The organism is Bradyrhizobium sp. USDA 3311 (genome assembly GCF_054062495.1).
On sequence record NZ_JBSSFI010000001.1, the window covers coordinates 4,721,832 to 4,741,633 of the forward strand.

At 65.7% G+C, this 19,802-nt stretch carries 20 protein-coding genes and 3 pseudogenes; 8 read left to right on the plus strand and 15 right to left on the minus strand.

What is annotated here, in order from left to right:
• Window positions 1-155: 155 nt before the first annotated feature.
• The 6 genes and pseudogenes from ACVWW6_RS22315 to ACVWW6_RS22340 all read right to left on the minus strand — a co-directional run bounded on the left by ACVWW6_RS22315 (window position 156) and on the right by ACVWW6_RS22340 (window position 4,517).
• Window positions 156-1,076 (minus strand): SH3 domain-containing protein, encoded by a 921-nt coding sequence (locus ACVWW6_RS22315; protein ID WP_060908191.1) that lies wholly within the window; start codon window positions 1,074-1,076, stop codon window positions 156-158.
• Between the two features lie 12 nt (window positions 1,077-1,088).
• Window positions 1,089-1,385: a hypothetical protein gene (locus ACVWW6_RS22320; protein WP_011088538.1), complete on the minus strand. Its 297-nt coding sequence runs from the start codon at window positions 1,383-1,385 to the stop codon at window positions 1,089-1,091.
• Window positions 1,386-1,491: 106 nt separating this feature from the next.
• Window positions 1,492-2,046 (minus strand): inner membrane-spanning protein YciB, encoded by a 555-nt coding sequence (locus tag ACVWW6_RS22325; protein WP_011088537.1) that lies wholly within the window; start codon window positions 2,044-2,046, stop codon window positions 1,492-1,494.
• Window positions 2,047-2,058: 12 nt separating this feature from the next.
• Window positions 2,059-2,635 (minus strand): annotated as a pseudogene (locus ACVWW6_RS22330) (hypothetical protein).
• 76 nt (window positions 2,636-2,711) lie between these two features.
• Window positions 2,712-2,975 (minus strand): hypothetical protein, encoded by a 264-nt coding sequence (locus tag ACVWW6_RS22335; RefSeq protein ID WP_161534343.1) that lies wholly within the window; start codon window positions 2,973-2,975, stop codon window positions 2,712-2,714.
• Window positions 2,976-3,119: 144 nt separating this feature from the next.
• Window positions 3,120-4,517, minus strand: a complete 1,398-nt coding sequence (locus ACVWW6_RS22340; protein ID WP_182872086.1) for a carotenoid oxygenase family protein — start codon at window positions 4,515-4,517, stop codon at window positions 3,120-3,122.
• Between the two features lie 104 nt (window positions 4,518-4,621).
• Between ACVWW6_RS22340 and ACVWW6_RS22345 the strand changes: the two genes are divergently transcribed.
• Complete coding sequence (locus ACVWW6_RS22345) at window positions 4,622-5,350, plus strand: TetR/AcrR family transcriptional regulator (protein ID WP_028173314.1); 729 nt, start codon at window positions 4,622-4,624, stop codon at window positions 5,348-5,350.
• A 22-nt stretch (window positions 5,351-5,372) separates the two neighbouring features.
• On the opposite strand, the gene ACVWW6_RS22350 is transcribed toward ACVWW6_RS22345, so the two are convergent.
• On the minus strand, window positions 5,373-5,978 hold the full coding sequence (locus ACVWW6_RS22350) for a hypothetical protein (RefSeq protein ID WP_430640428.1): 606 nt from the start codon (window positions 5,976-5,978) through the stop codon (window positions 5,373-5,375).
• Window positions 5,979-6,141: 163 nt separating this feature from the next.
• Here ACVWW6_RS22350 and ACVWW6_RS22355 point away from each other — a divergent pair, with 163 nt between their 5' ends.
• A complete protein-coding gene (locus ACVWW6_RS22355) occupies window positions 6,142-6,702 on the plus strand; it encodes an SET domain-containing protein (protein ID WP_011088531.1) in 561 nt (186 codons plus the stop codon).
• Between the two features lie 131 nt (window positions 6,703-6,833).
• Here ACVWW6_RS22355 and ACVWW6_RS22360 read toward each other — a convergent pair.
• Window positions 6,834-7,102: pseudogene (locus ACVWW6_RS22360) on the minus strand (hypothetical protein).
• Window positions 7,103-7,154: 52 nt separating this feature from the next.
• Window positions 7,155-7,385, minus strand: coding sequence for a hypothetical protein (locus ACVWW6_RS22365; protein ID WP_182872579.1), 231 nt, complete (start codon window positions 7,383-7,385; stop codon window positions 7,155-7,157).
• A 199-nt stretch (window positions 7,386-7,584) separates the two neighbouring features.
• On the opposite strand from ACVWW6_RS22365, the gene xylB reads away from it, so the two are divergent.
• The 6 genes from xylB to ACVWW6_RS22395 all read left to right on the plus strand — a co-directional run bounded on the left by xylB (window position 7,585) and on the right by ACVWW6_RS22395 (window position 14,562).
• Window positions 7,585-9,030 (plus strand): xylulokinase, encoded by a 1,446-nt coding sequence (gene xylB, locus ACVWW6_RS22370; RefSeq protein ID WP_028173318.1) that lies wholly within the window; start codon window positions 7,585-7,587, stop codon window positions 9,028-9,030.
• A gap of 126 nt (window positions 9,031-9,156) precedes the next feature.
• Entirely contained in the window at window positions 9,157-10,680 is a 1,524-nt protein-coding gene (locus ACVWW6_RS22375) for a sugar ABC transporter ATP-binding protein (RefSeq protein WP_028173319.1), read from the plus strand.
• Window positions 10,673-11,713, plus strand: a complete 1,041-nt coding sequence (locus ACVWW6_RS22380) for an ABC transporter permease (protein ID WP_011088527.1) — start codon at window positions 10,673-10,675, stop codon at window positions 11,711-11,713. The genes ACVWW6_RS22375 and ACVWW6_RS22380 overlap by 8 nt, the downstream gene beginning before the upstream one ends.
• A 101-nt stretch (window positions 11,714-11,814) precedes the next feature.
• Entirely contained in the window at window positions 11,815-12,762 is a 948-nt protein-coding gene (locus ACVWW6_RS22385) for an ABC transporter substrate-binding protein (protein ID WP_028173320.1), read from the plus strand.
• A gap of 241 nt (window positions 12,763-13,003) precedes the next feature.
• The gene (locus tag ACVWW6_RS22390) at window positions 13,004-13,825 is read left to right on the plus strand and encodes a helix-turn-helix domain-containing protein (protein ID WP_028173321.1); all 822 of its coding nucleotides are present in this window, start codon (window positions 13,004-13,006) and stop codon (window positions 13,823-13,825) included.
• A 71-nt stretch (window positions 13,826-13,896) separates the two neighbouring features.
• On the plus strand, window positions 13,897-14,562 hold the full coding sequence (locus ACVWW6_RS22395) for a DsbA family oxidoreductase (protein ID WP_456681389.1): 666 nt from the start codon (window positions 13,897-13,899) through the stop codon (window positions 14,560-14,562).
• A gap of 7 nt (window positions 14,563-14,569) precedes the next feature.
• Here ACVWW6_RS22395 and ACVWW6_RS22400 read toward each other — a convergent pair whose 3' ends face one another.
• From ACVWW6_RS22400 to ACVWW6_RS22425, 6 genes and pseudogenes are all read right to left on the minus strand, one after another.
• Window positions 14,570-15,739 carry a GNAT family N-acetyltransferase gene (locus ACVWW6_RS22400; protein ID WP_456681390.1) on the minus strand — a complete coding sequence of 390 codons (1,170 nt, stop codon included), beginning with the start codon at window positions 15,737-15,739 and terminating at the stop codon, window positions 14,570-14,572.
• Between the two features lie 163 nt (window positions 15,740-15,902).
• Window positions 15,903-17,344, minus strand: a pseudogene (gene ccoG, locus ACVWW6_RS22405) (cytochrome c oxidase accessory protein CcoG).
• Window positions 17,345-17,372: 28 nt separating this feature from the next.
• A complete protein-coding gene (locus tag ACVWW6_RS22410) occupies window positions 17,373-17,762 on the minus strand; it encodes a DUF302 domain-containing protein (RefSeq protein WP_011088521.1) in 390 nt (129 codons plus the stop codon).
• 42 nt (window positions 17,763-17,804) lie between these two features.
• Window positions 17,805-18,008, minus strand: coding sequence for a YgaP family membrane protein (locus tag ACVWW6_RS22415; RefSeq protein ID WP_011088520.1), 204 nt, complete (start codon window positions 18,006-18,008; stop codon window positions 17,805-17,807).
• A gap of 28 nt (window positions 18,009-18,036) precedes the next feature.
• A complete protein-coding gene (trxC, locus tag ACVWW6_RS22420) occupies window positions 18,037-18,480 on the minus strand; it encodes a thioredoxin TrxC (protein WP_011088519.1) in 444 nt (147 codons plus the stop codon).
• Window positions 18,477-19,763 carry an NAD(P)/FAD-dependent oxidoreductase gene (locus ACVWW6_RS22425; RefSeq protein WP_456681391.1) on the minus strand — a complete coding sequence of 429 codons (1,287 nt, stop codon included), beginning with the start codon at window positions 19,761-19,763 and terminating at the stop codon, window positions 18,477-18,479. The genes trxC and ACVWW6_RS22425 overlap by 4 nt, the downstream gene beginning before the upstream one ends.
• Between the last annotated feature and the right edge of the window lie 39 nt (window positions 19,764-19,802).

Below are 19,802 nucleotides of genomic sequence, written 5' to 3' on the forward strand. Positions count from 1 at the left end.
AGAGGTCGGACTTTGCGCGTCGCGCAAAGTCCGGGTGACGGGGACTCTCCACGAGTCCAACTGTCACCGTCCTCGCGGAGACTCCCCCTCACTCCAACCCTCTCAGCGCGAGCGAAGCTCGTCGCGTCCCCGCAAGCGCAGCGAGGGGGAAGAGTTCAACTGCAATTCGTGACCTGGTTGGAGCACAGCGAGCGCCACCAGCCGCGGACGCCGTCGTGGCTCTCGACGAGGCCCCAGAGACCGCTGCAAGCGAGCAGGCGCTTGGGGCCGCCGTCGGTATCGATCGCGCCGCCGAGCTCGCGCTGGGCGGGCATCCATTTGGCATCGACGAAGGGCGCCTGGAACAGTCCGCCCATGCGCGTGGCGCCGTTGGCATAGGCGGCGCCGACCTTGTTGGAGGCTACCCAGCCGCGCCCGGCATAGGGCTTTGGCGCGCTGCGCGGATATCTCTTGTCGTCCTCGTAGTCCTTGCCCGGCGGCTTGGCGCCTTCGATCAGAAACCAGCCGTCCTTGAATCCGATGATGCGGAATTCGGTCAGCCAGCCGCCGTCGGGCGTGTTCTCGCTGCCACCGAGCTTGAGCCGGTAGGGCGGCGGCAGCGTGCCGAGCACGCGCGCCTTCACTGACGGCTCGGCGCGCACGTTGAGACCGCTCGGGTCCTTGTCGATCGACCAGGCGCCGAGATCGCAGGGCTCGGTGCCGTCGAGCAGCGACGAACGCTTGGCGGCGAGATCGGCGTGCAGTTTTGCGAAATCGGTGTCGTCGTTGTCCGGGTCCGGCCCGGTGCGCGGCTTCAGCTCGGCTGAGACGGCGCGCGTCGCATCCGGCGTCAGTGTGACCACGAGCGCCTGGCGTGCGGCGAACACGCTTGCGGGCGTCTTCGGATCATTCGATGTCGCGGGATAAACGGCGAGGTAACCGGTCGAGCCGTCGGTCCGATAGGCGGTGCCGGCCACAAAGCCCGCCGGCACCATGGCGAGCGCGCTTGCGCGCCACGCCGGTTCGGTGTCATCCGCGCGCGCTGCTTGTGTGACGACGCACAGCATCGCCGCCGCGATGAAACGGAGCACGCGCATGGCTGCGTGGCCTTACGCCCGCGCGCCCGTGAACGGGAAGCTGCCCATCGGGCCGATGCCCATCTCGCCGCTGATGCTGTCGCCGGAGACGGTGCCGCTGAATTCGAGCGTGAGCGGCATCGGTTTGTCGATCGAGACTTTCCAGGAGACGTTGTCGCCAGAGACGCTGCCGTCGAAGATCTCGGCGGAGTTACCTTCCGCAACCTGCGCGCCCGTGAGCGTGCCGCCCGCGGCCTTCAGGCTGAGCGTCGAGTTGCGCTCGCCCATCGGCGTCGTCATGGTCAGATTCCAGTTGCCGTCTACGGCCATTCCCGTCTCCCGAACAAATCCCGGCGGGCCGCGACGATCCGCGGCCAGTCCTGAGCGAGCCTATAACCCAACTCGGCGCGCCTGCCTAACGCTGCATTGGAGGCATTTAGGCGCGGGCCGCGGCGCGCCGGCGGCTGGTGACGATGAGCCGGAGCACGACATACTGCACGGCAAAGGCGAGGATCTTGGCGCCGCCCGCGACCACCGTGATGTAGAACGCCCACAGCTTCAGATCGCCCGTAGCGGCGACCGCGATCATGCCGGCGCCGATCACGAACATCAGCGCCGCCCAGGCATAGCCCGCAGCGGTGACATATTCCGGAACGGTCTCAGCGACGATCGGCGGCATGTAGCGCAGCATCCAGCCGCGCTTGAGCATGATGGCGCCGATCGCGAAATGCGCGATCGAGGGCTTTGCCAGCATGAAGCGGGGATCATTGGTCAGTAGCGTGACCGTGCCCAGCACGACGACGAGCGCGAGGCTTGCATAGGTCATGTAGTTGAGCTGCTGCCCCTTGACGCGGGCGTAGATCACCTGCGCGATCGCACCGGCAATCGCCACCGACGTTGCCAGGACGACGTTGTCGGTGATGAGGTAGACGACAAGGAAGACGATGGCGGAGAGGAAGTCGGAGGCGAGGCGGGCGAATACGTCCTTCATCGTCGATCCTGTTCAGCGGGCGTTGGGCAGCGCGGCGGCCGGCGTACCGTACTTGATCTGGCGATACTCGGGATACCATTTTGTGAAGTAGATCGCGCTGTTGCGGGCGGCGAAGGCGACCGCAAGGCTCGACCAGAGCGGCAGGCCCGGGGACGTAGAGCAGCACGAGATTGGCGGCCGCCATCAGCAGCGCCGCCGCGGTCCAAGCGCCGGTGATGACGTAATTGGCATAGAGAAAGCCGGGCATCGCCGCGGTCTCGGCCGGGACCGATTCAATCGCATATTGCAGGGTGAAGGGACGGCGGACCAGCATCGAGCCGAGCGAGATGACGAAGATGCCGACATCGACCGACAGCTTGATGCCGAGCGTGCCGAGCGTGGGGTCGAGCAGCGCGAGGTAGAGGCCGATCGCGGCGAACTCGATCGCCGAGCCCGCAGCCAGGATCTTCACCGAGCGGCCCTGCGCCACGTCGATGGCCACGGTGGCGAGGCAGATCGCGGAGGCCGCGAAGACGCTGACCGTGGCCGACGTCACCAGCATCAGGAAGGTGTAGGCGCCGTAGGGCGCGAGGATCAGGAAAATCGTCATGGGCCGCCTCGGTCGAGCCGATCTTTACAATGGAAAGATTCCTACTTCAGGGGTGCGCGTGGGTCAAGCAATATCTTTACAGTGTCAAAATCACGTAGGCGACCTCCAAAAGATGAAGGCCTGCAACGACTTGGTCCGATGCCTCCGCGGCCAATTCCGCCCAGGGCAGGCGCGACAGGAGCGGCAGCGCGCAGCCGGTCATGAAGCCGGCGGAGAGCAAGATGCCGCCGTTGAAGGTGCCATGGCTGCCCCGCCACAGCCAGGTCATCCAGAGTGCGAGCGCGGCGCAGGCCAGGGCGAGGACGGCGAGACAGTCGGCGGTGATCGAGGGCATGTGCATGGGAAACTCCTCTTTCCGTCATTCCGGGGCACGCGAAGCGTCGAGCTACGGTGCGCAATTGCGTGTTTGAGGATCCGTCGAGCCGCAGAGCACGCGGTGAAATGGATTCCGGGTTCGCGACTTCGTCGCACCCCGGAATGACGGCTACGCCGCTCCCACCCAATTGCCGTGAAAGCCGTCGGGTACGCGGTGACCGAGCTGCACCAATGCGGCGGGGCCGGCCTCGATGTCGGTGGCGTTGAACACGGCGAGGTCGCTGCGGTTCTCCCGCGCGCGCCACACCACGGCGAGCAGCCAGCCGTCGCCTTCGGCTGCATCGCTCGACCGTTCGACGAAGACCGGCTCGGAGATGGTGTCGCCGGCCGGCAGCAGATAGTGGCCGAGCCGCCGGCCATTGCCGTCGACATGGACGATGCCGGACAGCGCGCCGAACATCGGTAGTTTTGGATTGGCGCAGGCGTACCAGCCGTGACGGCTCTTCAGCCCGGCGCGGCGATCGTCGATGCGCGGGAATTCGCCGGTGAGGTCGTCCAGGTACGTCTGCTGGAAGCGATCGGTATTCCCCGAGAGATCGAAGGTCCAGCGGCAATGGCGGGCGCGCGATTTCTCCGGATCGGTCGGCCGGCCGTCGGGATGCGGGAACAGCGGCGCCTCCTCGAACTGCATGACGTCGGCGATGATGCGGCCATTGTCCTCCCACGCGTTCATGACGTGGAAGACGTAGCAGGCTTCGCCGCGAAACCAGACGATGTCCTTGGCCGTGCCGTTGCGCTTCATCACGCCGACATAGGCGCCCTTGTCCGGCTCCCAGGCATAGGGCGGCCGTCCGCTCATCGCGCGCTCCATGCTGCCGGCGATGGGAAGGATCGGAAACAGCACATGGTTCGCGGTGACGATGAAGTCGTGCACCATGCTGGCATAGGGCGCCTCGAACCGCTCGAAGCGCGTCGCCTTGCCGGCGGCATCGATCGATCCGTAGGAGAGGGCAGGCGTCAGCGGTCCCGCGGCGTTGTAACCGAAGAACAGCATCTCGCCGGTGACGGGATCGACCTTCGGATGCGCCGTGAAGCTGCCGGCGATGCGGCCCCGATAATTGTGATAGCCGCGCGTGGCCAGCGTGCCCGGCTCGATCTCGGTCGGCAGATGCGCTTCTTCCAGCGCCAGCAGCTTGCCGGCGTGGAAGATGATGTTGGTGTTGGCGACGCCGCCGTCGGTGAGATCAGCCGGGGCATCCGGCAGCTTGCGGCCGAAGCCGCCGAACAAAGCGCGGCCCGCGTCGTGCTCGGCGAGCCATTTCGGCGTGCGGACCCAGCGGTTGCGGTAGCTGGCGCGGCCATTCTCGAGGTGGAAGGCGTGCAGCATGCCGTCGCCGACGAACCAGTGCGCGCCGGGCGCGTCGAATTGCGGATTGGGGCCGTTGCGAAAGAGCGTGCCGTTCAGCTCGCGCGGCAATTCGCCGATGATCTTGAGGAAGGGCGCGTCGGCCTCGAATGGAATCGGCGCGATATTGTTGCGGCGCTCGGCGATGGCGTCGTGCTGCACGGCGTGCCCCCTTATCTTTACATCGTAAAGATCAATTAGCCGCGTCGGCAGTTCTGGTCAAGTGAAATCTTTACACTGTCAATATTGCGTCATATAGCTTGCAAATGGCCAAGACCGACACCAAAGGCGAAACGGCGCGAAGCTCGCGTGCCCCCAGAAGAACGACGTCGACCGCGGCATCGCGCCCGGTGCGCCGTGCGGCGAGTGCGAAGACGGAGGCGCCGTATCATCACGGCGCGCTGCGCGAGGCGCTGCTCCAGGCCGCCGAACGGGTGCTGGAGCGCGACGGGCTTGCGGGCCTGACGTTGCGCGCGGTGGCGCGCGAGGCGGGTGTATCGCATGCTGCGCCGACCCATCATTTCGGCGATCTCACCGGCCTTCTCAGCGAGCTCGCGGCCGTCGGCTTCCGCCAGTTCAACGCGGCGATGGCGTCAGCCTGCGACACCGCGACCACGCCGCTCGCGCGCGCGCTGGCGCGGCCGAAAGCCTATGTCGCCTATGCGCAGGCCCATCCCGGCATGTACGGCATCATGTTCCGCACCGAGCGGCTCGACTATTCCAGGCCCTCGCTGCACGAGGCTGCCGAAGCCTCCTTCGCCGGACTTGCCAACGCCATCGGCGCGATGCGGCAGGAGCAGATCAGCGGCGACGCGCTGACGCTCGACCAGGGCGCCGCGATCGCGCGCGCTTGGTCGATGGTGCACGGCTTCACCACGCTGCTGCTCGACGGGCGGCTCAAGGATATTTTGGAGCGGCTGCCCGAGGGGACGACGGCCGAACGGCTGCTTGAGGTGATGCTGACGGCGCCGATTACAGCGAAGTTGCCGACATAGCGCCTTCGATCGGGCGCAGCCCCTACCGCATCGTCGCGAGCTCGACGGCGCGGCCGCGCGTGCCGATGACCTTCACCTCGTCCTTGCCGCAGGTGAAGCCGCGGGCGAAATCGTCCGCGGCCTTGCGCGCGAGCTCATTGGCGTTCGGGTTGGCGATCGCATCGACATAGGCGACATGGCAGACCGGGCCCGGCGGCAGCCGTGTCACGACCAGCATGGCCTTGGTGTTCGGCCGTCCCTGCTTGTCGGGATCGCTGCCGTCGGCGATGTGCCAGCGCTGGATGATCGCAAACGGCTTTTGGCCGGCGGCGCGCCACTCGACGGTGGTCTCGGATGAATTGAACGGGGCGAACCAGATCTTGGCCGCCGGTTCCTCGGCCGCTTCCTTGCGATTGCGCCCGACCGAGACGATCTCGCGAAGATCGTCCTCGGCGATCAGCACCATCAGGCCATCTTTGCCGGGACACATACGCGTCGTGCTGCCGTCGAGCTCGCTGGGCTTTCCGAGCTGGCGGCAGTCCTTGGGCGCCGTCGAAGTGTACGTGCTGCCCACGGATTGGGCGTTTGCGCCACCAAGGACGGTGCACATCAGCAACACGGCCAGGCACGTTGTGGTGATGCGGGTCATCATGAGGCTTTGATGCATCGGGAACTCCGTACCATCAGACGTCTTGATTGTGGGCAAGGTTCAAACAGGCCTACCTGAGACCTGACAGCGGCGCGGAATCGTTCTAGAAGAGCGGCTTCGCTTGGGCCCGTCCGGCCTTGTTCGCGTCCTCGTTCTCCAGATCATGCCAGCCATTTCGTCGAACAAACCTTATCGCGTCGGCCGCTCCAAGACCGGGCTCGGCCTCTTCGCCACCAAACCGATCAAGAAGGGGACCCGGATCATCCGTTATTTCGGACCGATCCTGGACTCGCGGATCCCTGCGCACGACGAGATCGAGAACAAATATCTGTTCGAGCTCAACGGCCGCTGGACCATCGACGGCTCGGTGCGCAAGAACCTCGCCCGCTACATCAACCATTCCTGCCGGCCCAACGCCGAGTCCGACGTTCGCCCGCGCGAGCGCAAGGTCTTCATCCGCGCCATCAAGAACATCGAGCCGGGCGACGAGATCAACTACGATTACGGCACCGACTACTTCAAAGCCTATCTGAAGCCGATCGGCTGCAAATGCGCCTCCTGCGAGACCAAGCGCAAGAAGCTGCGCGCCGAGGAGCGGGCCGAACGCGCCAAGGTGAAGGCGCGCACGGAAGCCAAGGCCAAGAAGGCAGGCGCCAAGGCCGTCAAAAAGAAGAAGCTCAACGGCCACGCCGTCGGCAAGGCCAACGGCAGCGCGCGGGCGTAGCCGTTCATCGCGGTGTCATGCCCCGCGAAAGCGGGGCATCCAGTACGCCGCGGCTTCTCCGTATCCCTCAGGCGTCTCTGGAATACTGGGTCGCCCGGCTAAACCGGGCGACGACAGCAGCGGATGCGGCCTCACGCCGCCACGACGCGCCCGCTCTTCCGCAATCCCACATATTGCAGCTCGGCGAACACACCGGTGGCGATCGCCTGGGCACGGCAAGCCAGCCGACCAGCGCGGTGTAGGCGATCAGGAACAGGCCGGTCTCGCGCAGCAGCGCTTCGGGCAGGTTGAACAACGTTGCGAAGGCGCCTGCGCCGAAAGTGAAGCCAAGGGCGGCCGCGCCGCTGAAGATCACGTCGGCGAGCAGGGCGCGGCGCAGGAAGGTGGATGCGTCAATCATCGTAGGTCTCCTTGCTTGGGTTGGGCTTGGGGGTGGAATCTTGGGGGGGAATTCAGCGCAGTCCGCGCCACCAGGCGCGGAGCAGGCGGGCGATGCGGAACGGGCAGAGGCTCCTGCCGACGCCGTGCTCGAAGGCGAGCACCTGTGCGACCACATAGTCGCCGGTCGAATGCACCAGCGGCTCGGGCATGTTGAGGCTGCGCGCCAGCATGCGGGTGGCGAGCGCCATGGCCCAGGGAACAAGGTGGTCTGCAACGGTCCGGTAGAGCAGCAGCGCGATCATGGTCATCTCCTGTGCTAGGGAAGATGCGCCGCAGCGACGCCGAATTCGATTACCTCGCAGGTAAGCGGGGCGGCTCTGCGGCTCTTTCGGCCTGGAGATCGACGAATGGCAGAGCCTGCCTTGACGCGATCAGGCTTCTTGGATTGATTGGGCCATCCGACCGCCGTCGTCCATCCGGCGTCGGCAATTGTACGCATCCATGTATCTCGGCATCGATCTCGGCACCTCGGCGGTCAAGACCGTTCTCGTCGACTCCGCGCAGCGCGTGATTGCCAGCGAAAGCCGGCCGCTCGCGACCGCTTCGCCGCGGCCCGGCTACTCCGAGCAGGATCCCGCGCAGTGGGTCGAGGCGACCTTCGCCACGCTGGATGCCTTGAAGGCGACGCATGCCGGCGCGTTGGCCGTGGTCGAAGGCATCGGACTGTCGGGCCAGATGCATGGCGCCACGCTGCTCGACGCGAGCGCAAGACCGCTGCGGCCTTGTATCCTCTGGAACGACGGGCGGTCCGTCGCCGAGTGCCGCATCCTGGAGCAACGCTGGCCCGCCTTGCGCGCGACGACGGGCAACAAGGCGATGCCCGGATTCACCGCGCCAAAGCTGCTCTGGATTGCGACGCACGAGCCCGAGGTTTTTGCCGCGACGAAACGCGTCCTGCTTCCGAAGGCCTATTTGCGCCTGGTCCTGACGGGCGAAGCCGTCGAGGATGTCTCGGACGCATCGGGCTCGCTGTGGCTCGACGCCGCGCGCAGGGACTGGTCGGATGCAGCACTGGCCGCGACCGGCCTGTCGCGCGATCACATGCCGCGACTGGTCGAGGGCTGCGCGCCCGCGGCAACATTGCGCAGCGAGCTCGCGCAACGCTGGGGCATGGTCAGACGGCCGACCTTCGCGGGCGGTGCGGGTGACAATCCGGCGGGTGCCGTCGGCATTGGCGCGATCAGGGCGGGAACCGCGTTCATCTCGCTGGGAACCTCGGGCGCCTTGCTGGTGCCGACGAGCAGGATCGCCGCCAACCCGGATCGCGGGGTGCATACGTTCTGCCACGCCATTCCCGCAATGTGGATTCAGGCTGGCGCGATTCTCTCCGCGGCCTCCTGTCTTGCCTGGATTTCGCGCTTGTTCGGCATTGCCGAGGCGGAATTGCTGGCACCGCTTGGGTCGCGCCCGCAGATGCCCTCGCCGGTGAGCTTCCTGCCTTACCTGGCGGGTGAGCGGACACCGCACGACGATCCTGCCGTGCGCGGCATGCTCGATGGCTTGAGCCACGGCACCGATCGCGAGGCGATCGTGCAGGCCGTGCTCGAGGGCGTTGCCTTCGCGCTCGCGGATTGCCGCGACGTGCTCGCGGATGCCGGCATTGCGGTCGCGGAAGCCGATGCCATCGGAGGCGGTTCACGGTCCCGGTTCTGGTTGTCGGTGCTGGCAAGCGTTCTGAATGTTCCGATCCATCGCTTTGCCGAAGGTGAAACCGGCGCGGCGTTCGGTGCGGCAAGATTGGGGCGTCTTGCTGTCACGGGTGAGGCAATCGACGCCGTCTGCACGCCGCCGCGACGCGTCGAGACGTTCGAGCCTGATCGCGTGCTCGTCGATGCCTATGCCGATCGGCTTCCCGCCTGGCGCGAACTGTATCGGCCACGCCGCTAGCGCCGTTTCGATTTCGCTTTCCCGTCTGTTCGGTATTGCCCTGTGCCGCGGCGTTTTGTTTAATGCGCGAACCGCGCTGAGAAAACGAGACGCGGGTGGGAAACGCATTGTGCGTCGGGAGGCACGATGAACGATCCGATCCTCGAGATGCGCGGGGTCTCGAAAAGCTTCTTCGGCATCAAGGCGCTGCGTGCCGTCGATCTCACCGTCTATCCCGGCGAAATCCATGCCCTGATGGGCGAGAATGGCGCCGGCAAATCGACTCTGATGAAGATATTGTCCGGCGCCTACCGGCCCGATCCGGGCGGAGAGATCCGCATCGAAGGCAGGCCGGTGCGGATCGAAGGCCCGCTCGGCGGCCGCGCCGCGGGCATCTCCATCATCTATCAGGAGCTGTCTTTGGCTCCCAATCTCAGTGTCGCGGAGAATATTTATCTCGGCCGCGAGATCTCGCGCTCGGGCTTGCTGGCGCGCGGCGCCATGCGCCAGGGCGTCGGCCCCATCCTGGAACGGCTGGGCGCGGACTTCCAGCCATCGACATTGGTGGCGCATCTGTCGATGGGCCAGCGCCAGCTCGTCGAGATCGCGCGTGCGCTGCACGCGAGGTCGAAAATCCTGATCATGGACGAGCCGACCACTGCGCTGTCGGCCGGCGAGAGCGAACGGCTGTTCGCGCTGATCCGTCAGCTCCGCGCCGAGGGGCTCGCCATCATCTACATCTCGCATCGCATGGACGAGGTCTACGCGCTCGGCGACCGCGTCACCGTCTTGCGCGATGGCCGTCTCGTGGGCTCGCTCGACAAGCCGGAAATCCGGGCCGATACCATCGTGCGGCTGATGGTGGGGCGCGACGTCTCCTCTTTCTACAAGAAGGACCATGACCCGGAGGCGGGGCGGGGACACCCTGTGCTCAGTGCGATCGACATGTCTGACGGCCGGCGCGTCAAGGGCTGCTCGCTCACCGTGCATGCCGGCGAGGTAGTGGGGCTTGCCGGCCTGATCGGTGCCGGACGCACGGAGCTTGCGCATCTCATCATCGGCGCGGCGGCAAAAACGTCGGGCCGTCTCGAACTCGAAGGCCGCCCGATCGACATCCGCACGCCCGGCGAGGCGCTCGAGGCCGGCATCGCCTATCTGACGGAGGACAGGAAGGCGCTCGGCCTGTTTCTCGACATGTCATGCCTGGACAACATCAATCTCGCGGTGCTCGGGCGCGATGCGAAGCTTGGCTGGTTCCTGGATGGTGACAAGGCGCGCGAGCGCGCCGACAGGGCCTTCGCGGGGCTCAGCATCCGCGCGGCCAATGTCGGCGTGCCGGCCGGGGGCCTGTCCGGCGGCAACCAGCAGAAGGTGCTCTTGTCGCGGCTTCTCGCCATCGCGCCAAAGATCCTGATCCTCGACGAGCCGACGCGCGGCGTCGATGTCGGCGCCAAGTCGGAAATCTATTCGATCATCGACAATCTCGCCAAGGCCGGCACCGCGATCCTCGTCATCTCGTCCGACCTGCCTGAGATCATCGGCATCTGCGACCGCGTCATCGTGATGCGGTCGGGACATATCGCAGGCGAGGTCAGCCGAACCGAGACGGCGCCGCTCAATCAGGAGGATATCATGGCACTTGCTACGGGGATGGAGCATCTCGATGCCTGATAACGGATCGACGCAGGCGAAGGCCGCCACGGCAAACGGCCTGGCCGCCGCCCAGGAGACCAGGCGTCAGCGCATCAGGCTTCTGATCCGCGCGGCCGGCATGCTGCCGGTGCTGCTGCTGCTATGCGCCGGCTTTCATTACCTGTCGGATGGCCGTTTCTTCACCGGACAGAATCTCGGCATCGTCTTGCAGCAGGCCGCCGTCAACACCGTGCTTGCCGCGGGCATGACCTTCGTCATCCTGACCGGCGGCATCGATCTCTCGGTCGGCTCGATCCTGGCGGCGTCCGCGATGGCCGGCCTGACGATCTCGAAACTGCCGGAGCTCGGGGCGCTGTGGCTGCCTGCCGCCGTTCTCACCGGCCTCGGCTTCGGTGTCGTCAATGGCGCGCTGATCGCGCTGTTGCGCCTGCCGCCGTTCATCGTGACGCTGGGCTCGCTCACCGCCGTGCGCGGTCTGGCGCGGCTGCTCGGCGCCGACACCACGGTGTTCAATCCTTCCATTCCCTACGCTTTCATCGGCAACGGCTCGCTGACGCTCGTTCCGGGCGTTGCTTCGATCCCGTGGCTCTCGGTGATCGCTTTGCTCGTCATCCTCGTCTCGTGGCTGGTGCTACGCCGGACCGTGCTCGGCGTGCACATCTACGCGGTGGGCGGCAACGAGAGCGCGGCGCGGCTTGCCGGCATCAAGGTCTGGGCCGTGCTGATCTTCGTTTACGGCGCGTCGGGGCTGCTGGCCGGACTTGGCGGCGCCATGCAGGCGGCGCGGCTCTATGCGGCCAACGGTCTTCAACTCGGCCAGTCCTATGAACTCGACGCCATCACCGCCGTGATCCTCGGCGGCACCTCTTTCGTCGGCGGTATCGGCTCGATCTGGGGCACGCTGGTCGGCGCGTTGATCATCGCGGTCCTGTCGAATGGCCTGATCCTCACCGGCGTCTCGGACATTTGGCAATATGTGATCAAGGGCCTGGTGATCATCGGCGCCGTGGCGCTGGACCGCTACCGGTTGCAAGGCTCGGCCAGAACCTGAAAGGTGCGGCGCGCAGCTGAGCGCGGGTGGTTCGATATGAGATTCCGGTACGGCAACTGGTCAGCCGTGCCGGAGATGAAGACAGACCAGGGAGGAAGCCAATGTTGAAGACGATCACGCTTGCCGGCGCCGCGACGGTGCTTGCCCTAAGCACCGCGCCGTCCTTCGCCAAGGAGCTCAAGTCGATCGGCGTTTCGCTCGGCTCGCTGGGCAACCCGTTCTTCGTCGCGCTGTCGAAGGGCGCCGAGTTCGAGGCCAAGAAGGCCAATCCCAATGTGAAGGTCACCACGGTCGGCTTCGAATACGACCTCGGCAAGCAGGTCACCCAGATCGACAATTTCATCGCCGCCGGCGTCGACCTGATCCTGTTGAACCCCGGCGACCCCAAGGCGATCGGACCGGCAATCAAGAAGGCACAGGCGGCGGGTATCGTCGTCGTCGCGGTCGACACCGCGGCCGAAGGCGCCGATGCCACCGTGACCACGAACAACGTCCAGGCCGGCGAGATTTCCTGCCAGTACATCGTCGACAAGCTGGGAGGCAAGGGCGACGTCATCATCGAGAACGGGCCGCAGGTTTCCGCCGTGATCGACCGCGTCGTCGGCTGCAAGAACGTCTTCTCGAAGAATCCCGGCATCAAGGTGCTGTCCAACGACCAGGACGGCAAGGGCTCGCGCGAGGGCGGCCTCACCGTTGCGCAGGGTTACCTGACCCGCTTCCCCAAGATCGACGCCATCTTCGCCATCAACGATCCGCAGGCGATCGGCACCGACCTCGCAGCGCGCCAGCAAAACCGCACCGGCATCGTCATCACCGCGGTGGACGGCGCGCCCGACATCGAGGCCGCGCTGAAGGATCCCGCATCGCTACAGATCCAGGCTTCCGCGTCACAGGATCCGTTCTTCATGGCGCGGCGCGCCGTGCAGGTCGGTGTCGGTATTCTCAATGGCCAGAAGCCGGCATCGACCGTCGAACTCCTGCCGTCGAAACTTGTGACCCGGGACAATGTCGCCGAGTACAAGGGGTGGACGTCGGATCGGTCGCAGTAGTCATTCTGCACCTGTCGCGGGACTTATCGGCCGGTGGCGCTCGGACGGTGCAGGCTGCGCGTTCGAGGCCGCCGTGGGCGCGCCGGAAGACGGCCCAGGAAATGCCCGGCAATGGTCTTGCATGACCATTGCGCGGACATCGACGCGCGTCGGCAATCCAGCGATTTCAGGAACTCAAGCGCCAATTCGATTACCTCGCGGGTAATGGAAGGGCTGAAATCCGCGTGCTAGGTTTTCGACCATGAACGCACATGCATCCACGGCGCACGCCGAACGCAGCCAGCCGATCCATATCGGTGACCATTTGCGCGAATGGCGTCAGCGCCGCCGGATGAGCCAGCTCGATCTGGCGGGCGAGGCGGAGATTTCCGCGCGGCATCTGAGCTTCGTCGAGACCGGCCGCGCCGCGCCCTCGCGCGACATGGTGCTGAGGCTCGCCGAACGTCTCGACGTGCCCTTGCGCGAACGCAACGTGCTGCTGGTCGCCGCCGGCTTTGCGCCGGCGTTTCCGCAGCGCGCGCTGGAGGATCCCGCCTTGAAATCAGCCCGCCAGGCGATCGACCTCGTCCTCAAGGCTCACGAGCCCAATCCGGCGCTCGCGGTGGACCGGCACTGGAACCTGGTCTCCGCAAACCGCATGGTGGCGCCGTTGCTCGACGGCATTCCGCAGCGGCTGCTCGGCCAACCGTTCAACGTGCTGCGGCTCGCGTTTCATCCCGAGGCGCTGGCGCCGCGCACGGTCAATCTCGCGGAGTGGTGCGGGCATCTGCTGGAGCGGCTGCACCGGCAATGCGAGGCAACGGCCGATCCGGAGCTGATCAAGCTCTACAACGACCTGAAGAGCTACCCGATCCCGGCACGCTCGGCGCCGCTGTCGAGCGACAATGTCGCCATCCCCTTCAAGCTGCGCCACAACGGCGAGATACTAAGTTTCTTCTCCACCACCATGGTGTTCGGCACGCCCGTGGACATCACCCTGTCGGAGCTTGCGCTGGAGACGTTCTTTCCGGCCGACGAGCGTACCGCGGAGCGGCTGAAGCAGATGGCAGCAGCTATGACATAGCGCTCTTGCCTCGGGCCGGGTTCGGCCTATCTTTGGGCGAACCCTTAAAGTGCCCGAAGGAGGCGCCTGACATGAGCACGCTGAAACCGCTCCAGATCGACGTCGTCTCCGACGTGGTGTGCCCGTGGTGCTATATCGGCAAGCATCGCATCGAAAGCGCGCTGGCGCTCGTGCCCGACGTTCCGGTCAGGCTGAATTTCCGCCCCTTTTTCCTCAATCCGTGGGTGCCGCGCGAGGGCATCAGCCGCGAGGACTATCTCACCCAGAAGTTCGGCTCGGTCGAGGCCTATAAGGGCATTGCGGGGCGCGTCGTCGCGGCCGCGAGCGAAGAGGGCCTCGTCTACAAGCCGGAGCTGGTCGCACGTCAGCCCAACACGACCGACTGTCACCGCCTGATCCTCTGGGCGGAAGCGATCGGCAAGGCGCCCGAGATGAAGCAGCGCCTGATGGAGCTCTACTTCCGCGATGGCGGCGACCTCACCGACGTCAACGTGCTGGTGCAGGCGGCCGCCGATGTCGGCCTCGATGCCGACGACGTGCGCAAGCGCCTTGCCACCGACGAGGACGTCGCGCGCGTCTCGGCCGACGCGCAGGAAGCCGCCGAGAAGGGCATCTCCGGCGTGCCGACCTACGTCTTCGCGCAGAAATACGCCGTCTCCGGTGCGCAGGACCCGAACCTGCTCGCCCGCGCCATCCGCCAGGTCTCGGCGGAGATCAACGCGCAGGCGGCGGAGTAGGTTTCGCTTATTTGCGGAGGCGGCGGACCACGCGTCGCGCGGCCTCGTGCGCGGCGTTGAGGCCGACCAGTGCTGCGTGAACGAGCGGCACGACCGGATCGTTCCGCCGCAGCGGAATCAGCACGTCACCGATCGCAAAGCGCCCGCGCCAGATCGGGTTGATCATGGGGTGGTCGGCGCTCGCGGTGGAATCCGCGCTGGCGATGGCGGGGTCGGCGCAGAGGCGACGGGTGAGGTCGAGCGTGAGCTGCACGCCCGGCGAATATCTTGCAAAGCGTTCGTCGATGCCGAGCTTGAAGAAGAAGGCGCGGTCCTGATGGCGCAGCACGATGCCGGCGGCGACCGGAATCGTGCCGACGCGCAGCGTGACGATCTCGCACTGCGCGGTCTCTGCCAGCGCCGGCACCGCGCGGCGGATGAAGGTCGCATCGCCCGCATGCTGGATCAGCGCGGTGCCGCGCTTGCCCTTCCAGCCGCTGGCTTCGAGCTGCAAGAATGCTTCGAGTGCGGGCCCGATCTCGTCAGGCCGGCGCGCGACCTCGAACACGACGGGGCCGTGCTCTTCGAGACGATGGCGCTGGCGACGCAGCTCCTTGAGCTTCCTGGCGCCGAGCGCCTCGCGCAGCAGCGTCTCGCCGTCCTGCGTCGCATCGAGGCTGGCGCGGATGTAGGAGCTGAGAACACGCGGCTTCAGGCCGTCGCGATTGAGAGCCTGTTTGAGCGACGCCATGGCCGCGCCGTCGAGCGCGACGTCGTTCAGCACGAGCGCATGCGCGCCGGTCTCTCGCGCCTGCTGCAGCAGACGCGTCGCCGCCTCGATCGGCGCGTCGCGGTCGATCAGCGGGCTGCACAGCGTGCCATAGGGATGCGCGCTCACCAACGCGGGCAGGGGAATCTTCCATGCCCGCCACAGCGAGATCACCGGCATCAGCCCGATCAGTCGCGTCGAAGATCCGTCGAATGCGGGCAGTGCCGAGGCCCCCGTGCGGCCGCGCGCGGTCGCGCTGACGGCGAGTTCCCAGGCGGGCAGGTAATATCCGTTCGGCTCGACCGCCCGCTGCGCAAGCGCGCGCCATTGGCCGGCTTCAATTGCATCAAGCGGGACGAGCGCGCGCGTCGTCGTGGCATGCTTTGCCGATGCCGGATTGATCGCTGCCTGGTGCGCGATGTCGACCACGTCCCGTCGTCCCCGTTCACGCGGGCTGAGCCCGGGTTACGCGGTCATCCTTAGCGCAAAGATTGGAAAATCCCGTTGGGATACCGCTTCAATTCGAGCGGTAGTGTTAACGTCTCGTTCAGCATCCGGCGGCAGCCGCCGGATGCGCCATGGCATGTGGGAGCTACTGCTCGCCCGGCACGAAATGATCGCGGGCGCTTGCGCGTCCGCCACCGGCGGTGTCGGTGATGGCGATGCCGACGTCGCGGGAGGTCTTCGGCAGGTCGCCGGGACCGACCTGCACCGACAGCCTGACCTCGCGGGTCTGATCCTGCCCGACCTCGATGACGGGCTTGCCGTCGGAGCCGGCTTCGATGCCGGCGATGCGAACGGTGGCGCCGGGCAGACCGGAGACCTCGAGCGCAAACGATCGCTGCGCGCCCTTGTTGAGGATACGGACGGTGTAGTCGTTGCGCACACCCCGCCATCCGAGAGCTGGACGAAGAGGGGATTGCGCTCATGCAGCACGTTGACGTCCATCGTCGTACGCGTCGCGAGGGCATAGAGCATGATGCCACCGACGATGGCGATGGCCGCGGCATAGGTCAGCGTGCGCGGACGGATGATGCGGTAGAGCGGCGCCTTGCCCTCTCGCCGGCGCTGCATGTTGATGTCGGTATCGTAGCCGATCAGGCCGGCGGGCCGGCCGATCTCGCGCATCACGTTGTCGCAGGCGTCGATGCACAGGCCGCACTGGATGCAGCCGAGCTGGATTCCGTTGCGGATGTCGACGCCGGTCGGGCAGACATTTATGCACTGATGGCAATCGACGCAGTCACCGGCGCGATCGCCATGCGCGCGGGCCGCGTCCGCCTTCTTCACCGACATGCGCGGCTCGCCGCGGTCGCGGCGATAGGTGACGTTGAGCGCCCATTCGTCGGTCAGCGCCGCCTGGATGCGCGGCCACGGACACATGTAGATGCACATCTGCTCGCGGGCGTGACCGGCAAAGACATAGGTCGTGGCGGTGAGGATGCCGATCCAGAGATAGGCGATGAACGGGGCCTGGAAGGTGGCGAGCTCCTTCACCAGCGTCGGCGCGTCGGAAAAATACAGCACCCAGGCGCCGCCGGTCCACCAGGCGATCATGATCCAGAGAAAGTGCTTCAGCACGACCTTCCGGATGTGATCGAACGTCCAGTAGCGCTTGTCGCCCTGCATGCGCTCGCGCCGGTCGCCCTCGACCCAGCGCTCGACCGCGTAGAACAGGTCGGTCCACACCGTCTGCGGGCACATGTAGCCGCACCACAGCCGGCCGGCGACCGCGTTCATCAAAAACAGCGTCATCGCCGCGATGATCAAGAGCCCGGTGAAATAGTAGACCTCCTGCGGCCACAGCTCGATGAAGAAGAAGTAGAAGCGCCGATGCGGAAGATCGATCAGCACCGCCTGGTCCGGCAGGCCGGGTCCGCGATTCCAGCGCACGAAGGGCAGGAGATAGTAGGTCCCGAGCGTGACGCAGAGGATCGCCCATTTGATGCGGCGGAAAGGGCCCTGGACGGATTGCGGATAGACCTTCTTCCGCTTCTCGTAGAGAGGTCCCTCGATGAAGGTGTCGTCGCTCATGGTCGGCCTCTGCAATCTGCGAATGGTTTCACGCAATCTCGGCGACGACTTGCTTCAGCAGCTCGCGAACCTGTCCGGCGACGGCGCCGAGCTTCGGATTCTCGATCGCCGCCATCGAGGCGACAGGATCCACTGCCGAAATCTCGACCTTGCCGCCCTCCCGCTGCTGAACTACGACGTTGCAGGGAAGCATCGTACCGATCTTGTCCTCGAGGGTCAGCGCCTCATAGGCGAGCTTGGGATTGCATGCTCCGAGGATGAGGTAGGGTCGAAACTCGGCCCCGAGTTTCTTGTTCAGGGTATCCTTGACGTCGATTTGGGTGAGCACGCCGAAGCCATGGTGCTTCAGCGCTGCGGTCGTGGCCGCAACCGCTGCGTCGAACGGCAGGTCGACCGTTTTCGAGAAGTGATAGGTCATGGACTGTCTCCGTGGAATTGGGCTGTCTTCGCCGCGTCGCGCTCAAGAGAACGCGCAGCCGCTGCTCAGGCCGAGCTTCTTGAACACGATCGCAGCGGGGCAGAAGCCCGTGAACGAGGCCTGCAGCATGTTCAGCCCGGCGAACGCCGTCAGCAGATACCAGTACGCATTCACGTAGGTGCCCAGTGCGAGTCCAAGCAGGACGACGAAACCTGCGAAGGCGAGAACGGCTTTGTCGACATTCATGGCATGCTCCTCTTTGACTATGTTGGCGTTACGAACGGGTCAGGCTGGCTTGAGTCCAAGCCACAATGCTGCGTGCATCCATCGCGCCGGCGTGGCGGGCGATCTCGCGTCCGCCGCGCATCAGCAGCAAGGTCGGGATGCCGGTGATGTTGAGGCGCGACGACAACGCAGGAGCGTTGTCCGAATTGAGCTTCAACAGCCGGATCTGCGGCTCCAGTTGCTGCGCGGCGCGTTCGAACATCGGCGCCATGGCGCGGCATGGCCCGCACCAGGGCGCCCAGACGTCGACCAGAACGGGAATGTCGCTGTTGACGACATGACGTCCAAAGGCTTCCTCGTCCACCTCGATGGGATGGCCGGTAAACATCGGCTGGTGGCAGGCGCCGCAGCGCGCGCCTTCCGGCGTACGCTCGGCTGGCAGGCGGTTGGTCCGCCCGCAATGCCCACAGACGATCTGGCGTGTCTCGCTCATGTGCCCGTCCGGACCTCCTTGATCTTGGCGATGTTCAGCTTGTCGAGCAGGAAGCGTTCATAGAACGGTTCGCTCTCGCCGCGTCGCATCTTGCGGAGGAAATATTTCTCGAAGGCGACCTTGGCGTAGTGCACCCACTCGCCCTTGGACGACCAGTTGACGTTACGCGGCGGAATCTGCGGTTGCGCCAGGAAGGCGACGCCGGAATCGCCGAAATCGGCAAGGCAGATCGCATTCCAGGTCGGCTGTGCGCTCGGCTCCTTGCCCCGGAGCAGGGCGCCGATATTCAGCGCAGTCGCGGTCACCATGGATTCGATCATGAAGCCGGTTTTCGGCACGCCTACCGACACCGGCGTTGCACCGACCGGCGCGATTGCCACGCAGACGCCGACGGCAAAGACATTTGGGAAGGCGGGGTTGCGCTGGTGCTTGTCGACTATTACGAAGCCGCGCGGGTTGGTCAGCTTGTCGATGCCGCGAACCGCCTCGACGCCGCGGAACGCGGGCAGCATCATGGAATATGCAAAGGGCAGCTCGTGTGTCTTGTGCACCGCGCCGCCCTCGCCGAGCTCTTCGACGACCATCTTGCCCGCCTCGACGCCCTTGACGCGTGCGTTTGTAATCCACTTGACGTGCTTCTCGCGCATCTCGCCTTCGAGAAGGCCCTTGGTGTCGCCGACGCCGTCCAGGCCGAGGTGGCCGACATAGGGCTCCGAGGTGACGAACGTCATGGGGACTTGATCGCGTAGCTTGCGCCGGCGCAACTCGGTTTCCAGGATGAACAGGAATTCGTACGCCGGGCCGAAGCAGGAGGCCCCTTGGACCGCGCCGATCACGACCGGGCCGGGACGGGCTGCGAGCTTTTCGAATGCGTCCTTGGCGTGCGAGGCGTGATCGACGTGGCAGATTGATTGCGTGTGGCCTTGCGGGCCCAGGCCGGGAATCTCGTCGAAGGCAAGCTCGGGCCCCGTCGCGACGACCAGATAGTCGTAGTTGATCGACGTGCCATCGCCGAGTTCGACGCGGTTCTCGGTCGGGTGCAGGCGCTTGGCGCCCTGCGTCAGCAGCCGCACGCCCTTGCGCTTCATGATGTCAACGAGATCGATCTCGATCTCATCGCGCTTTCGCCAGCCGACCGCGACCCAGGGGTTCGATGGGACGAAGTGATAGATAGCGCCCTGCGAGATCACGCTCAGACGATCGTCCTTTCCGAGCTGGGGCAGCAATTCATAGGCCATCAGCGTCCCGCTAAGACCGGCTCCAATTACGACAACTTCCGCCATGGGTTACCTCCGTTGGATAAGCGGCTCCGCCAGTTGGGC

Excerpts from the sequence above, each read along its gene's own strand:
- ACVWW6_RS22355 (WP_011088531.1), top strand. The coding sequence starts at position 6,142 with ATGCCAGCCATTTCGTCGAACAAACCTTATCGCGTCGGCCGCTCCAAG.
- ACVWW6_RS22395 (WP_456681389.1), top strand. The coding sequence starts at position 13,897 with ATGAGCACGCTGAAACCGCTCCAGATCGACGTCGTCTCCGACGTGGTG.
- ACVWW6_RS22410 (WP_011088521.1), bottom strand. The coding sequence starts at position 17,762 with ATGACCTATCACTTCTCGAAAACGGTCGACCTGCCGTTCGACGCAGCG.
- ACVWW6_RS22325 (WP_011088537.1), bottom strand. The coding sequence starts at position 2,046 with ATGAAGGACGTATTCGCCCGCCTCGCCTCCGACTTCCTCTCCGCCATC.
- ACVWW6_RS22320 (WP_011088538.1), bottom strand. The coding sequence starts at position 1,385 with ATGGCCGTAGACGGCAACTGGAATCTGACCATGACGACGCCGATGGGC.
- ACVWW6_RS22335 (WP_161534343.1), bottom strand. The coding sequence starts at position 2,975 with ATGCACATGCCCTCGATCACCGCCGACTGTCTCGCCGTCCTCGCCCTG.
- trxC (WP_011088519.1), bottom strand. The coding sequence starts at position 18,480 with ATGAGCGAGACACGCCAGATCGTCTGTGGGCATTGCGGGCGGACCAAC.
- ACVWW6_RS22375 (WP_028173319.1), top strand. The coding sequence starts at position 9,157 with ATGAACGATCCGATCCTCGAGATGCGCGGGGTCTCGAAAAGCTTCTTC.
- ACVWW6_RS22425 (WP_456681391.1), bottom strand. The coding sequence starts at position 19,763 with ATGGCGGAAGTTGTCGTAATTGGAGCCGGTCTTAGCGGGACGCTGATG.
- ACVWW6_RS22385 (WP_028173320.1), top strand. The coding sequence starts at position 11,815 with ATGTTGAAGACGATCACGCTTGCCGGCGCCGCGACGGTGCTTGCCCTA.
- ACVWW6_RS22345 (WP_028173314.1), top strand. The coding sequence starts at position 4,622 with ATGGCCAAGACCGACACCAAAGGCGAAACGGCGCGAAGCTCGCGTGCC.
- ACVWW6_RS22315 (WP_060908191.1), bottom strand. The coding sequence starts at position 1,076 with ATGCGCGTGCTCCGTTTCATCGCGGCGGCGATGCTGTGCGTCGTCACA.
- ACVWW6_RS22390 (WP_028173321.1), top strand. The coding sequence starts at position 13,004 with ATGAACGCACATGCATCCACGGCGCACGCCGAACGCAGCCAGCCGATC.
- xylB (WP_028173318.1), top strand. The coding sequence starts at position 7,585 with ATGTATCTCGGCATCGATCTCGGCACCTCGGCGGTCAAGACCGTTCTC.
- ACVWW6_RS22365 (WP_182872579.1), bottom strand. The coding sequence starts at position 7,385 with ATGATCGCGCTGCTGCTCTACCGGACCGTTGCAGACCACCTTGTTCCC.
- ACVWW6_RS22380 (WP_011088527.1), top strand. The coding sequence starts at position 10,673 with ATGCCTGATAACGGATCGACGCAGGCGAAGGCCGCCACGGCAAACGGC.
- ACVWW6_RS22415 (WP_011088520.1), bottom strand. The coding sequence starts at position 18,008 with ATGAATGTCGACAAAGCCGTTCTCGCCTTCGCAGGTTTCGTCGTCCTG.
- ACVWW6_RS22350 (WP_430640428.1), bottom strand. The coding sequence starts at position 5,978 with ATGACCCGCATCACCACAACGTGCCTGGCCGTGTTGCTGATGTGCACC.